The organism is Limnohabitans sp. JirII-29, assembly GCF_003063395.1.
GTDB lineage: Bacteria > Pseudomonadota > Gammaproteobacteria > Burkholderiales > Burkholderiaceae_C > Limnohabitans.
This window is the reverse complement of sequence record NZ_NESB01000004.1, coordinates 173733-186924: the sequence shown is the minus strand read 5'-3', so window position 1 is coordinate 186924 and position 13192 is coordinate 173733. Positions and strand designations below refer to the sequence as shown.

At 57.1% G+C, this 13192-nt stretch carries 13 protein-coding genes; 7 read left to right on the top strand and 6 right to left on the bottom strand.

Going from position 1 to position 13192, the window contains the following annotated elements; all coding sequences use genetic code 11:
* Window positions 1-72: 72 nt before the first annotated feature.
* Complete coding sequence (locus B9Z39_RS08385; RefSeq protein WP_108301363.1) at window positions 73-1119, bottom strand: extracellular solute-binding protein; 1047 nt, start codon at window positions 1117-1119, stop codon at window positions 73-75.
* A gap of 118 nt (window positions 1120-1237) precedes the next feature.
* The gene (locus tag B9Z39_RS08380; protein ID WP_100146525.1) at window positions 1238-2857 is read right to left on the bottom strand and encodes an iron ABC transporter permease; all 1620 of its coding nucleotides are present in this window, start codon (window positions 2855-2857) and stop codon (window positions 1238-1240) included.
* A 69-nt stretch (window positions 2858-2926) separates the two neighbouring features.
* Here B9Z39_RS08380 and B9Z39_RS08375 point away from each other — a divergent pair, with 69 nt between their 5' ends.
* The gene (locus B9Z39_RS08375) at window positions 2927-4087 is read left to right on the top strand and encodes an ABC transporter ATP-binding protein (RefSeq protein ID WP_100146524.1); all 1161 of its coding nucleotides are present in this window, start codon (window positions 2927-2929) and stop codon (window positions 4085-4087) included.
* Window positions 4084-4740: a glutathione S-transferase family protein gene (locus B9Z39_RS08370; protein WP_100146523.1), complete on the top strand. Its 657-nt coding sequence runs from the start codon at window positions 4084-4086 to the stop codon at window positions 4738-4740. The genes B9Z39_RS08375 and B9Z39_RS08370 overlap by 4 nt, the downstream gene beginning before the upstream one ends.
* On the opposite strand, the gene B9Z39_RS08365 is transcribed toward B9Z39_RS08370, so the two are convergent.
* Genes B9Z39_RS08365 through B9Z39_RS08355 form a run of 3 tightly spaced genes read right to left on the bottom strand, consistent with a single transcriptional unit; the run spans window position 4721 to window position 7408 of the window.
* Window positions 4721-6163 carry a sensor histidine kinase gene (locus B9Z39_RS08365; protein ID WP_100146522.1) on the bottom strand — a complete coding sequence of 481 codons (1443 nt, stop codon included), beginning with the start codon at window positions 6161-6163 and terminating at the stop codon, window positions 4721-4723. The genes B9Z39_RS08370 and B9Z39_RS08365 overlap by 20 nt on opposite strands.
* A 21-nt stretch (window positions 6164-6184) precedes the next feature.
* A complete protein-coding gene (locus B9Z39_RS08360; RefSeq protein WP_100146521.1) occupies window positions 6185-6859 on the bottom strand; it encodes a response regulator transcription factor in 675 nt (224 codons plus the stop codon).
* 36 nt (window positions 6860-6895) lie between these two features.
* Window positions 6896-7408: a MarR family winged helix-turn-helix transcriptional regulator gene (locus B9Z39_RS08355; RefSeq protein WP_108301362.1), complete on the bottom strand. Its 513-nt coding sequence runs from the start codon at window positions 7406-7408 to the stop codon at window positions 6896-6898.
* Between the two features lie 139 nt (window positions 7409-7547).
* Between B9Z39_RS08355 and recA the strand changes: the two genes are divergently transcribed.
* Entirely contained in the window at window positions 7548-8600 is a 1053-nt protein-coding gene (recA, locus tag B9Z39_RS08350; protein ID WP_233202587.1) for a recombinase RecA, read from the top strand.
* An 8-nt stretch (window positions 8601-8608) separates the two neighbouring features.
* Complete coding sequence (recX, locus tag B9Z39_RS08345) at window positions 8609-9109, top strand: recombination regulator RecX (RefSeq protein WP_100146518.1); 501 nt, start codon at window positions 8609-8611, stop codon at window positions 9107-9109.
* A gap of 1 nt (window position 9110) precedes the next feature.
* Here recX and argC read toward each other — a convergent pair whose 3' ends face one another.
* Window positions 9111-10028: an N-acetyl-gamma-glutamyl-phosphate reductase gene (gene argC, locus B9Z39_RS08340; protein ID WP_108301361.1), complete on the bottom strand. Its 918-nt coding sequence runs from the start codon at window positions 10026-10028 to the stop codon at window positions 9111-9113.
* Between the two features lie 140 nt (window positions 10029-10168).
* Here argC and sucC point away from each other — a divergent pair, with 140 nt between their 5' ends.
* From sucC to B9Z39_RS08325, 3 genes are all read left to right on the top strand, one after another.
* Window positions 10169-11329: an ADP-forming succinate--CoA ligase subunit beta gene (sucC, locus tag B9Z39_RS08335; RefSeq protein WP_100146516.1), complete on the top strand. Its 1161-nt coding sequence runs from the start codon at window positions 10169-10171 to the stop codon at window positions 11327-11329.
* A gap of 12 nt (window positions 11330-11341) precedes the next feature.
* Window positions 11342-12238 (top strand): succinate--CoA ligase subunit alpha, encoded by an 897-nt coding sequence (gene sucD, locus B9Z39_RS08330; RefSeq protein WP_108301360.1) that lies wholly within the window; start codon window positions 11342-11344, stop codon window positions 12236-12238.
* 120 nt (window positions 12239-12358) lie between these two features.
* Window positions 12359-13060 (top strand): TerC family protein, encoded by a 702-nt coding sequence (locus B9Z39_RS08325; RefSeq protein WP_108301359.1) that lies wholly within the window; start codon window positions 12359-12361, stop codon window positions 13058-13060.
* Window positions 13061-13192: the final 132 nt, after the last annotated feature.

Below are 13192 nucleotides of genomic sequence, written 5' to 3'. Positions count from 1 at the left end.
TCATAATTCCATCTGGCCCGTCTCTTGATTGGTTGTTTCAATCGGGGCGATTGAGAAAGATGTGTCTGAGGCTTACTTAAAACCCACACGGTCCAACATTTGTTGCACTTTGATTTGGTTCATGCCAACCGCGCTGATCGGCACCAATTCACTTTTGAAGTTGCCTGCGGTCATGGCGTTGAGCGCGGGGTTATCAAGCTTCAAACCTTGGACCACGGGCCATTCGTTGTTGCCGTTGGCGAAATGGTTTTGTGCAGCGGGGCTCACCAGATACTCCAAAAACTTCACCGCGTTGGTGGCGTTCTTGGAATGGCGCGCCACGGCACCGCCCGCCACGTTGACGTGCGTGCCCCAGCTTTGCTGGTTGGGAAACACCACGCCCACGCGCTCGGCCACGGCTTTCTCGGCTGGGTTGCTAGAGCGCATCAAGCGCGCTAGGTAATACGTGTTGGTCAAGGCCACACCGCACTCGCCGCTGGCCACCGCTTTGATTTGGTCGGTGTCGCCACCCTGCGGAGCACGAGCCATGTTGTTGACCAAGCCCTTGAGCCATGCCTCGGTTTGAACTGGGCCTAAGTGCTCGGTCATGGCGCCAAACAAGCTCAGGTTGTAGGGGTGCGAGCCCGAGCGCACGCAAAAGCGCCCCTTGTTGATGGGGTCGGCCAGCTTTTCGTAGGTGTCGACGTCTTGTTTCTTGACTTTGAGCTTGTCGTACACCACCACGCGCGCGCGCGTGGACAAACCAAACCAGGCAATGCCGCCGTCGTCGGTGGGCTTTGCATGCAGTTGCTTGGGAACGGCGGTTTCCAGCACTTTGGAGCGAATGGGCAAGAACAGGCCGTCGACCTCGCCCTTCCACAAGCGCGCTGCATCGACCAGCAAAATCACATCGGCAGGTGACGCGCTGCCTTCCGCTTTAAGGCGTGTCACGATGCCTGCATCGTCAGAATCAACGCGGTTGATTTTGATGCCGGTGGCCTTGGTGAAGTCGGCATACAAGGCCTCATCCGTTGGGTAGTGACGCGCGGAATAGAGGTTGAGCACTTGCTCTTGTGCATGCAATGAGCTGCCAAGCAAACTCAAACTTGCCAGGGACAAAGCGGTCAGGATGCGGCGCATGAGAGGGACTCCAAAATTTGAAACTGGCGACAAGCTTACACCAAATGCGAATCGTTCTCAAATGGACGGTGTTTTCAGTTCCCGCTGGCAGCCTGCTGGTCGCGCGTCAGAAGGGGTTTTATTGGCGACGCAGTGTGCGGCTGAGCAAGATCACAGGCAACAAGCCAGCCAGCACCAGCGCCAGCGAGGGCAAAGCCGCTTCACCGAGGCGTTCGTCACGGGCCAATTGATAAGCCATGACGGCCAAGGTGTCTGTGTTGAAGGGGCGCAGCACCAAGGTGGCGGGCAGTTCTTTCATGACGTCCACCAGCACCAACAAGGCGGCAGCAGCAGCCGGTTTGCGCAGCATGGGCCAATGCACCCGTGCGACCAAGCGCAGGCCAGAGACACCCAGCATGCGTGCGCTGTCATCAAGGCTGGGGGACAAGCGGCTGTAGCCGCTTTGCACCGATTGCAAGGCCACAGCCACAAAGCGCACCAGGTAGGCCCAAATCAAGCCCAGCACGGTGGCGGTCAACCAAAAGCCAATGCCAGAGTTGGGCCAGGTGGCTTGCAGCCAGCCCACAGGCAACAGCAAGCCGACCACAATCACAGCGCCGGGTACGGCATAACCCAGCCCCACCAAGCGCATCACCAGGCGTGACATCCAGTTCGGTTGCAAACGCGCGTGGGAGGCCAGCAACACAGCCACGCCGACGGCCAACACCGCTGTGGTCAAGCCCAGCGACAGGCTGGTCAGTGCCCATTGACCAAAGCGCGCCCAAGGCAGATCGGCCCACTCTGTGCCCAAGACCAAGGCACGCAGCATAAAAGCCACCGGAAGCACAAACCCAAACAGCACGGGCAGCGCACACAGCACCAGCGCAGCAACGGCTGCCCAGCCGCTCAGGCGTAAAGGTTGAGACTCTGCACTGACACGATCCGCGCGTGTGCTGGCAAAGCGTAGACGCGATTGCGCACGTTGTTCCAAGGTCAGTAGCACCACCACGACAAGCAGCAGCATGGTGGCCAGTTGCGCGGCGGCTGTGCGGCTGTCCATCACCAACCAAGCTTTGTAGATGCCAGCGGTGAAGGTTTGGATGCCAAAGTAACTCGACACGCCAAAGTCTGCCAGTGTTTCCATCAAGGCCAGTGCGGTACCTGCGGCAATGGCAGGACGTGCCAGCGGCAGTGCCACACGCAAAATGCGTCGGGGCATGGAGGCACCCAGCAAGCGGGCGGCTTCCATCAGGTGGTTGGCCCGTTCAGCCAGCGCTGTACGTGCAAGCAGATAGACATAGGGGTACAGCGCCAAGGTGAACACGCAAGCGGCGCCCCACACGCTGCGCACTTCCGGTAACACGCGACCTTCCAAGTGCCAGCTGTTGCGCATCCAGGTTTGCAAGGGGCCGCTGAACTGCAAAAAATCGGTGTAGGCATAAGCCACCACATAAGCGGGCATGGCCAGTGGCAAGAGCAGTGCCCACTCCAAGGTGCGACGCCCAGGAAAATCAAACAGCGTGACCGCCGCGGCGGTCACCGTCCCCATGCTGATGACACCCAAGCTCACCAAGGCACACAGCCACAAGGTGGTGCCCAGGTAATCGGGCAACACGGTGCTGGCCATTTCGGCCAAGATGGATGACGACTCCGGGGTGAACTGCAGCCAAGACGACAGCACGGTGAGCACTGGCCAGGCCAGCAATACGGCCACACACAAAGTGAACACGCGAACAAGAAGCTGGGCACGAAACGGCATGCGGCATTGTAGGGAGGGGCATGTGCCTGCATGGCGTGTCGTCTCAGATGCGCTCTCTACAATGAAACGATGTTTTTAGATGTTGCCCAGCTTCAAGTGCGTTACCCAGACCGCCCACGCCCATCGGTCGATGCCGTGAGCTTTGGCTTGCGTGCGGGTGAAGTGGGCGTGCTGATTGGTCCCTCGGGCTGCGGCAAAACCACGCTGCTGCGTGCGGTCGCCGGGTTGGAGCGTGTCACGGCGGGCGAGATTCGTCTGGCTGATGCCGTGGTCAGCAGTGCCAGTGTGCGGCTGCCGCCTGAGTCGCGCCGCATTGGCATGGTGTTTCAAGACTATGCCTTGTTCCCCCATTTGTCGGTGCAAGACAACGTGCGCTTTGGGCTGCACCACCAAGCGCGCAGCGAACAACAGCGACGTGTGCGCGAGGTGTTGGACTTGGTGGGCTTGGCGTCGAGCGCGCAGCGCTACCCGCACGAGTTGTCGGGTGGTCAGCAGCAGCGTGTGGCGTTGGCGCGTGCATTGGCCCCCGCCCCACAACTCTTGTTGCTGGATGAGCCGTTTTCAAATTTGGATGTTGAGTTGCGCGAGCGCTTGGCACTGGAGGTGCGTGGCATTTTGAAGGCAGCCAACACCACGGCCTTGTTTGTGACGCATGACCAAATGGAAGCCTTCGCCATCGGCGATGTGATTGGTGTCATGTCTGAAGGTCGTTTGCACCAGTGGGACGATGCGTACACGCTCTACCACCGCCCGGCCACGCGCTTTGTCGCAGACTTTATTGGCCATGGGGTGTTCACGCCAGCCACCCTGCGTGAGGTGAACAACCAAATCGTGGTGTCTACCCCTGTGGGTGAATTGACCGATGTGGCGGAATGCCCGCTGCCCTGCGCTTTCACTGCCGGTGAATGCGATGTCTTGCTGCGTGCCGATGACATCGTGCACGACGACGATGCGCCGGTGAAGGCAGAGATTTTGCGCAAGTCGTTTCGCGGTTCAGAATTTTTGTACACGCTGCGGCTGAAAACGGGTGAGACCGTGATGGCCCATGTTCCCAGCCACCATGACCACACGGTGGGTGAGTGGATTGGCATTCGTGCCGAGGTGGACCATGTGGTGACGTTCAACCGTGCGTGTCCGGTGAATCACCATGAGTTGTGCAGCATGCCGTGCGCGGCCCAGGCCACAAGTGCTGTGCAAGAACATCTTCTTCAACGACAGGAAAAACCATGAGTCTTGTTTTGTACTTCGCCCCCGGCGCGTGTTCGTTTGTGCCCCATTGCTTGCTGGAAGCCAGTGGCGCGTCCTATGAGCCCCACATGGTCAAGCTTCACAAAGGCGAGCAGTACGAACCCGCCTACCAACGCATCAACCCGCGTGGGCAAGTGCCGGTGCTGGTGGATGACGGACAAGTCATCACGCAAATCGTGGCGATTAGCTTGTACTTGGCAGAGAAGTTTCCGCAAGCCAACTTCTTGCCTGCCTCAGGTGTGGCCCGCGCCAAGGTGCTGGAAACCTTGATGTGGATGAACAACACGGTGCACACCACCTTCACCCATGTGTTCATGCCCAACAAGTACAGCAGCTCACCCGAGGTGCAGGCTGATATCAAGACGCATGCTGTTGGCACGTACCGCAACTTGCTGGCGGAGTTGCAAGCCTTGGTCGAGGCTTCCTTGAAACAAGGTCAACCTTGGTTTGGTGGCGCCCACTTTGGCCCCTTGGATGCCTACGCCTTGACCCTCACGCGTTGGGGCACGATTGCGGGCATCAACCCCGAAGACTACCCATCGCTGTGGACTTTTGTACAGCGTGTGGCGCAACACCCACCCGTTCAACGGGCCATCGAACGCGAGCGTTTGCAGCTCAATTTGTTCCAGAGTTAAAGCGTATCGTGAAGCGTGCACCGGGCATGGGCTTGCCAGCTGCCACTTCTTCCAGCGTCACGGTGGCGCTGTGTTGCTGGGCGATCTCAATCACGATGGGCAAGCCCAAGCCTGAGCCATCGGCTTCGGTACCCAAGGCGCGATAGAACGGTTGAAACACCAACTCGCGCTCGGCTTCTGGAATACCAGGCCCTGAGTCTTCCACTTGCAGCAGCACGACTTTGCCAAAGCGATCGGCCAAGATGCGCACGGTCACCACGCCCGGAGTTTCTTCAGTGGACGGGGTGTAGTTGATGGCGTTGTCCACCAAGTTGCGAATCAACTCTTTGAGTAATGTGGCGTTGCCGTTGATGCGCACGTCGGGGCTGCCCAGCGCCACGCCTTCGTAGCCCAGGTCGATGTGCTTGTCCATGGCGCGTGGCAGAGAGTCTTGGATCACATCGCGCGCCAATGCCACCAAGTCGCAGGGCGCGCGCGTGATGTGCGTGCTGCCACTTTCAGCGCGCGCCAGAGACAGCAATTGGTTCACGGTGTGGGTGGCGCGAATGCTGGCTCGGCCAATCAATTTCAACGATTGCTTCAACTCCTCGGCGCTGGCACTTTCGCGTTGTGCCAAATCGGCTTGCATCCGTAATCCCGCCAAAGGCGTTTTGAGTTGATGTGCTGCATCGGCCAAGAAGCGTTTTTGGGTGGCGATGGATTCTTTCAAGCGCGTCAGCAGATCATTGATGGAGGCCACCAGCGGGGCCACTTCCAATGGCACGCTGTGTTCATCCAAGGGGCTCAAGTCGTCGGGTTTGCGCAGGCGAATGCGCTCTTCCAGTAAGTTCAAAGGTTTGATGCCACGTGCCAGGGCCAACCACACCAAGAGCACAGCCAACGGCAAGATGACAAATTGCGGCAGCATCACGCCTTTGATAATTTCAGTGGCCAGCACCGAACGTTTTTCCAAGGTTTCGCCCACTTGAACCAACACCGGTTTGGCGCCTGGTGCGTCGATCTTCACCCAGGTGTAGGCCACGCGCACATCGCTGCCACGCATTTCGTCATCGCGCAAATGCACTTCGCCAGGTTGTGGCAGTTCTTCTTCATGCGGCAGAGGAAAGTCACGTTCCCCACTGACAAACTCGCCTCGTGTTCCGAGCACTTGGTAGTAAATCAAGTCGGCTTCGTCGGCACGCAGAATTTCACGCGCGGGCAGTGGCAGATGAAAGTACATGCGTTGCTGGTCGCTTTTGACCAGTTGCGCCAAGGCTTGTACGTTGTATTCCAAGCCACGGTCAAACGGACGCCCTGCAATGTTTTGTGCCACCAGCCACGTCAGCGCCAAGCTCACAGGCCACAGCAGCAGCAGCGGTGTGAGCATCCAGTCCAGGATCTCACCAAACAGCGAGTGTTGTTCGCGCTGAAACAGCTTGACCATGGACGTACGGATTCGCGGGGCTTAGCCCGGAATCTTTTCCAAGCAATAGCCCAAGCCGCGCACGGTGGCAATGCGGATCGGACCTTTTTCAATCTTCTTGCGCAGGCGGTGGATGTACACCTCGATGGCGTTGTTGCTCACCTCTTCGCCCCATTCGCACAAGCGCTCGACCAATTGGTCTTTGCTGACCAAGCGACCGGTGCGTTGCAGCAGCACTTCCAGCAAGCCCAGCTCACGCGCGGACAACTCGACCATCTTGCCGTCGATGGTGGCCACACGGCCTGTTTGGTCGTACACCAAGGGACCGTGTTTGATGGACGAGGTGGCGCCGCCCATGCCCCGGCGTGTGAGGGCGCGCACACGGGCTTCAAGTTCTTGCAGGCTGAACGGTTTGGCCATGTAATCGTCGGCGCCGTAGTCCAGGCCTTTGACGCGTTCTTCCACGCTGTCGGCGGCCGTCAAAATCAACACCGGCATGGAGGACCCGCGTGAACGCAAGCGCTTGAGCACTTCGAGCCCGTGCATCTTGGGCAAGCCCAGGTCGAGGATGAGCAAATCAAACTCGTCGGTGGTCATCAGCGCCGCGTCGGCTTCGCTGCCACTGGCCACATGGTCGGCTGCGGCACCCGATGCGCGCAGTGTGCGCAACAGACCATCGGCTAACACCAAGTCATCTTCGGCAATCAAAATGCGCATGTTTGTCTCCTGCGGGTTGGACGTTTATTGGCAAATTTATGAGTTCAATTCTAGGTCCGGGTAAGCGCCCGCATAGGCCTCTAACCCTAAGCTGACCACGGTGGCTACATCGGCCCCGACTTCTTGGCGAAATTCCGCTTCGGCTTGTGCAACTGCACGCTCAAATGCCCGCAACCAGGCCAATCCCGTGTCGCTAAACACAATGCGCCGCGCCCGTGCGTCACTCGGGTCGGGTGCGCGTGTGACCAAGCCCCAGGCCTCGCACTGCGTGACCAAGTCGCCCATCGCCTGTTTGGTCATGCCTGCAGCCTGTGCCAGTTCGCTCAAGCGGGATCCTTGCAGGCCCAGATGTCGCGTGATGTGGATGTGCGCCGCGCTCACTTGTGCGCGAGCCGCTAAGTTGGAAAGTGCCAATGGCACCTCGTCGTTGTTTGCCATGAGGTGCAGCACGCGTGCATCAAAGCGGCGCATGGCATGTCCGAGTAAACGCCCCAAGTGCAGTTGTCGCCAGTCTTGTGTCGTGTTTGAAAAAATTGGTTTTTTAGCCATCTTTAAATAGTAAGGCAAACTGACCAAAAAAACTGTTTATTAATTTTGACTTTGCGTTAAAGTACTGGTCAAGCATCCAGCTGTTGATCAACACAGTGGCTGGAATATCCGGTAAGTCCTTGAATTGATGGAGATTTTTATGAACGCCAAAAACCCAGTCGCCGATGGCGAAAAAGCCAAAGCCCTCCAAGTCGCCCTCGCCCAAATCGAAAAACAATTCGGCAAGGGCACCATCATGCGCTTGGGTGAAGGCGAGGTAATTGACGATATCCAGGTGGTATCAACCGGTTCTTTGGGCTTGGACATTGCCTTGGGCGTGGGCGGTTTGCCACGTGGGCGCGTGATTGAAATCTACGGCCCTGAGTCCTCAGGCAAAACCACGCTGACCTTGCAAGTCATTGCCGAAATGCAAAAACAAGCTGGCACTTGCGCTTTTGTGGATGCTGAACACGCCTTGGATGTGCAGTACGCGCAAAAGCTGGGTGTGAATTTGCAAGAGTTGTTGATCAGCCAGCCTGACACCGGTGAACAAGCCTTGGAAATTGTCGACAGTCTGGTGCGTTCGGGTGCGGTGGATTTGGTGGTCATCGACTCGGTGGCCGCGTTGACACCCAAGGCAGAACTCGAAGGCGACATGGGCGACTCGTTGCCCGGCCTGCAAGCACGTTTGATGAGCCAAGCCCTGCGCAAGCTCACCGCGTCGATCAAGAAAACCAACTGCACGGTCATCTTCATCAACCAAATTCGTATGAAGATTGGTGTGATGTTTGGTTCACCCGAAACCACCACGGGTGGCAACGCACTCAAGTTCTACGCCTCTGTGCGTTTGGACATTCGCCGCACTGGCACCATCAAGAAGGGCGAGGAAGCAATTGGCAACGAGACCAAAGTCAAGGTGGTGAAGAACAAAGTGGCGCCTCCTTTCAGAACCGCCGCCTTCGACATCTTGTTTGGTGAAGGCATCAGCCGTCATGGCGAGATCATCGACATGGGTGTGGAGGCCAAGATCATTGACAAGTCAGGTGCCTGGTACGCCTACCAAGGCGAAAAAATTGGTCAAGGCCGTGACAACGCACGCGAGTTTTTGCGTGAGAACCCCGCCTTGTCCTACGAAATTGAAAACAAGGTGCGCGACTCTTTGGGTATTCCGTTGCTGGCAGAGGCCATTGACGGCAAAGAAGTCACGGCTTAAGGCAAAACATGTCGCAAGTGAATGCTGGCGCAGAGGCTGACGTTCCCAAAGACCGCAAGGTGGGTGGATTTCAGCTCTCTCTCAAAGGCCGTGCTCTACGCTTGTTGTCGCAGCGCGAGCATTCACGCCACGAGTTAGAGCGCAAGCTCAAGGCGTTTGAAGAAACGCCTGGTGAGTTGGCCCAGGCGCTGGACTTTTTACAAGCCAAGGGCTTCATCAACGAACAACGTGTGGTGGAGTCGGTGGTGAATCGGCGTTCGAACAAGCTCGGTGCATCCCGGGTGCGTCAAGAGTTGCAAGCCAAGGGATTGCCTGCAGAGGCGATTGCTGAGGCCGTGCAAGATTTACGCAGCACCGAGCTTGAGCGGGCCCGTGAGGTCTGGCGCAAAAAGTTTGGTACGCCACCCGCAGATGGGGCGGCACGCGCCAAACAAACTCGTTTTTTGGTGAGTCGGGGTTTTGCCCCTGAGGTGGTGCGGCGCGTGGTGGCTGGCGCTGACGAGTTGTGAGTTAGATGCCTAGCATCAACTGCAGGTTTTGTACCGCAGCACCGCTGGCACCTTTGCCCAAGTTGTCCAGGCGCGCCATTAACACCGCGTGGCGATGGGTCTCGTTGGCGAACACCCGAATTTCTAATTGGTTGGTGTCGTTGAGCGCGGTAGCGTCAAGCTTGCCGTTGTCGGTGGCCGGATGCACGCTGACCCAGCTGTCTGGGTTGGTGCCGTAGTGTTTGACCAAGGCGTTGTGCAGGTCTGCTGCTTTGGGCTTACCAGGCAGCAGGTCTAAATGCAGCGGCACTTGCACCAACATGCCTTGACGGAAGTTGCCGACCGACGGCACAAAAATAGGCCGACGCGTCAAGCCCGCATAGGCCATGATTTCTGGCAAATGTTTGTGCTCAAGGCCCAGGGCATAAGCCTCGAACAAAGGGGCGCGTCCTGCTTCGTAGTCTTCGATCATGGCGCGGCCACCACCGGAGTAACCACTGACAGAGGGCAGCGCCAAGGCAAAGTCAGCGGGCACCAAACCTGCATCCACCAAGGGACGCAACACGGCAATGGCGCCCGTGGCGTAGCACCCTGGGTTGGCCACACGGTTGGCTTGAATCACTGCATCGCGTTGACCAGGGGCCAGCTCGGGAAATCCGTAGACCCAGCCAGGTGCGACGCGATGTGCGGTGGATGCATCGATGATTTTGGGGCGGTGTCCGATCAAACTGTCGATCATGGCCACCGAGTCACGTGCTGCATCGTCATGCAGACACAAAATGACCAAGTCGACCTGCGCCATCAGGGCGCGTTTGGCGTCAGGGTCTTTGCGCAAGCCGGGGTCAATGCTGACCAGCTCAATCTGTGGCATCTGGGCCAAGCGCTCGCGAATCTGTAGGCCCGTGGTGCCTGCTTCGCCGTCGATAAAAACTTTGGCCATACTTTTAGTTACGCGAATGATCACAAAAATGAGGGCCTTTGTTGGGCGTAAGCCAAATCAAAGGTTGATGCAATGCAGCATGATACATTTATGAGTGCTATATCCGTAACACAAATCTACCGATTCCGAAGAGAGATCTCATGAAGATTCACGAGTACCAAGGCAAGGAAATCTTGCGTCAATTTGGCGTGCCTGTACCCCGCGGCATTCCAGCATTCACGGTTCAAGAGGCGGTGGAAGCCGCTCAAAAACTGGGTGGCCCCGTGTGGGTGGTGAAGGCACAAATTCACGCAGGTGGCCGCGGCAAAGGCGGCGGCGTGAAAGTGGCCAAGACCATCGACGACGTCAAGCGTTTGGCTGGTGAAATCTTGGGCATGCAGCTCAAAACTCATCAGACAGGTCCTGAAGGTCAAAAAGTGCGTCGTCTCTACATTGAAGACGGTGCCGACATCAACAAAGAATATTACGTGTCGGTGGTGACTGACCGTGCCACGCAAAAGATTGCGTTTATCGCGTCCAGCGAAGGCGGCATGGACATTGAAGAAGTGGCCCACAGCACACCCGAGAAAATCATCACCGAGTTCATCGATCCGCTGACCGGTTTGGGCGACGCACAAGCCAAGAAGATTGCAGACGCCATTGGCATGCCTGCTGACTCCACCGCACAAGCCGTGGACATCTTTAAAAAGCTGTACCAGTGCTACATGGATACCGATGCATCGTTGGTCGAGATCAACCCCTTGAACCGCGACAGCAAAGGCCAAGTGATGGCCTTGGATGCGAAGTTCAATTTCGATGCCAACGCCTTGTTCCGTCATCCTGAAATCGTGGCTTACCGCGATTTGGACGAAGAAGATCCTGCCGAAGTCGAAGCTTCGAAATTCGATTTGGCCTACATCTCGCTGGACGGCAACATCGGTTGTTTGGTCAACGGTGCAGGCTTGGCCATGGCCACGATGGACACCATCAAGCTATTCGGCGGCGAGCCTGCCAACTTCCTCGACGTGGGCGGCGGCGCAACGGCTGAGAAAGTCACCGAAGCGTTCAAGATCATGTTGAAAAACCCCAATGTCAAAGGCATTTTGGTCAACATCTTCGGCGGCATCATGAAGTGCGACACCATCGCCAGCGGCGTGATCACTGCTTGCAAGGCTGTCAACTTGTCGGTGCCTTTGGTGGTGCGCATGAAGGGCACCAACGACGAGCTGGGCAAGAAAATGCTGGCCGAGTCGGGTTTGCCCATCATCTCTGCCGACACCATGGCCGAAGCCGCAACGTCCATCGTTGCCGCAGTTAAGTAAATAGGACGCCTCATGTCAATCTACATCAACAAAAACACCAAGGTCATCACCCAAGGTATTACCGGCAAAACCGGTCAGTTCCACACCGAAAAGTGCATCGAATACGCAAACGGTAAAAACTGTTTCGTGGCGGGTGTGAACCCAAAGAAGGCTGGCGAAAAGATTTTTGACGTGCCAATTTTTGCGTCCGTCAAAGAGGCTGCCCAGAACACCGGTGCCACGGTGTCCGTGATTTATGTGCCACCGGCTGGCGCTGCCGCCGCGATTTGGGAAGCCGTGGAAGCGGACCTGGACTTGGCCATCTGTATCACCGAAGGCATTCCAGTTCGCGACATGCTTGAAGTGCGCAACAAGATGAAAGCCAAAGAAGCGGCTGGCGGTAAGAAGACGCTGCTGTTGGGCCCCAACTGCCCTGGCTTGATCACGCCTGACGAAATCAAGATCGGCATCATGCCGGGTCACATCCATCGCAAAGGCCGCATTGGTGTCGTGTCCCGTTCGGGCACTTTGACTTATGAAGCTGTGGCCATGCTGACCGAAGTGGGCTTGGGTCAATCTAGCGCCGTCGGTATTGGTGGTGACCCGATCAACGGGTTGAAGCACATCGACGTGATGCAAGCATTCAACGATGATCCAGACACCGACGCCGTCATTATGATCGGTGAAATCGGTGGTCCAGACGAGGCCGACGCCGCCCGTTGGTGCAAAGCCAACATGAAAAAGCCGATCGTTGGTTTCATCGCAGGCGTGACCGCACCTCCCGGCAAGCGCATGGGCCATGCAGGGGCTTTGATCTCTGGTGGTGCTGACACGGCCGACGCCAAACTGGCCATCATGGAAGAGTGCGGCTTCATCGTCACGCGTAACCCTTCCGAGTTGGGCAAGCTGCTCAAGGCACAGCTCAAGTAAGGTCTGCTGCGTAAGCAGTAATACCAACGGGCCCACTTTGTTGGGCCCGTTACACTTTGTGCCTTTCAAAGCTGCGACAAGACCGCTGTCTTGCCGCCCCATAACGACAACGGAGCCAGCATGGACTTTCTACAAACCTTTCAGAACCCAGACTTTCTTGTCGGGCTGCTGAAAATCATTTGGATCAACATCCTTTTGTCTGGCGACAACGCGGTGGTGATCGCCTTGGCCGCACGTGGTCTGCCTCCTGCACAACAAAAGAAAGCCATTTTCTATGGCTCTGGTGCTGCCGTGTTCTTGCGTATTGGCTTGACCATCGTGGCCGCTTGGTTGCTGGAGTTGCAAGGCTTGCAAATCATTGGTGGTTTGTTGTTGCTGTGGATCGGTGCCCAACTGTTGGCCGACGAAGAAGAAGGCGAAGATGAAGGCCATGAGCAATCCAACTTGATGACCGCTGTGCGCACTATTCTGATTGCCGACCTCGTGATGAGCCTGGACAACGTGATTGGCGTGGCTGCCGCGGCCAAAGGCGACCAACTGTTGCTGATCATCGGCTTGGCCATCAGTATTCCTTTGGTGATTTTTGGTAGCTCCATGATGATCAAGTTGATGGAGCGTTTCCCCGTCATCATCACCTTGGGTGCGGCATTGATTGGCTGGGTGGGTGGTGAGACGGTTGCTAGTGACGTGCTGCTGCGCGACTTTGCCGGTGAAAACCACTGGTTCCACATGACCGCTGCTGCCGTAGGTGCGGCGATTGTTCTGGCTTGGGGCAAATTCATGGAGCATCGTCACAAGCAAGAAGCGACAGAGCAAGCGTAAAGCTCGGGTGCTTCTCCAGATACGGCGAGCGGTGACTATTCACCGCTCGCTTTTTTTTGAAGCTTGTCTTGTGGTTGGCATGTAAAAGCGCTTCTTAGAATTCATCACGAATCCCAAGCACTCATCTACACC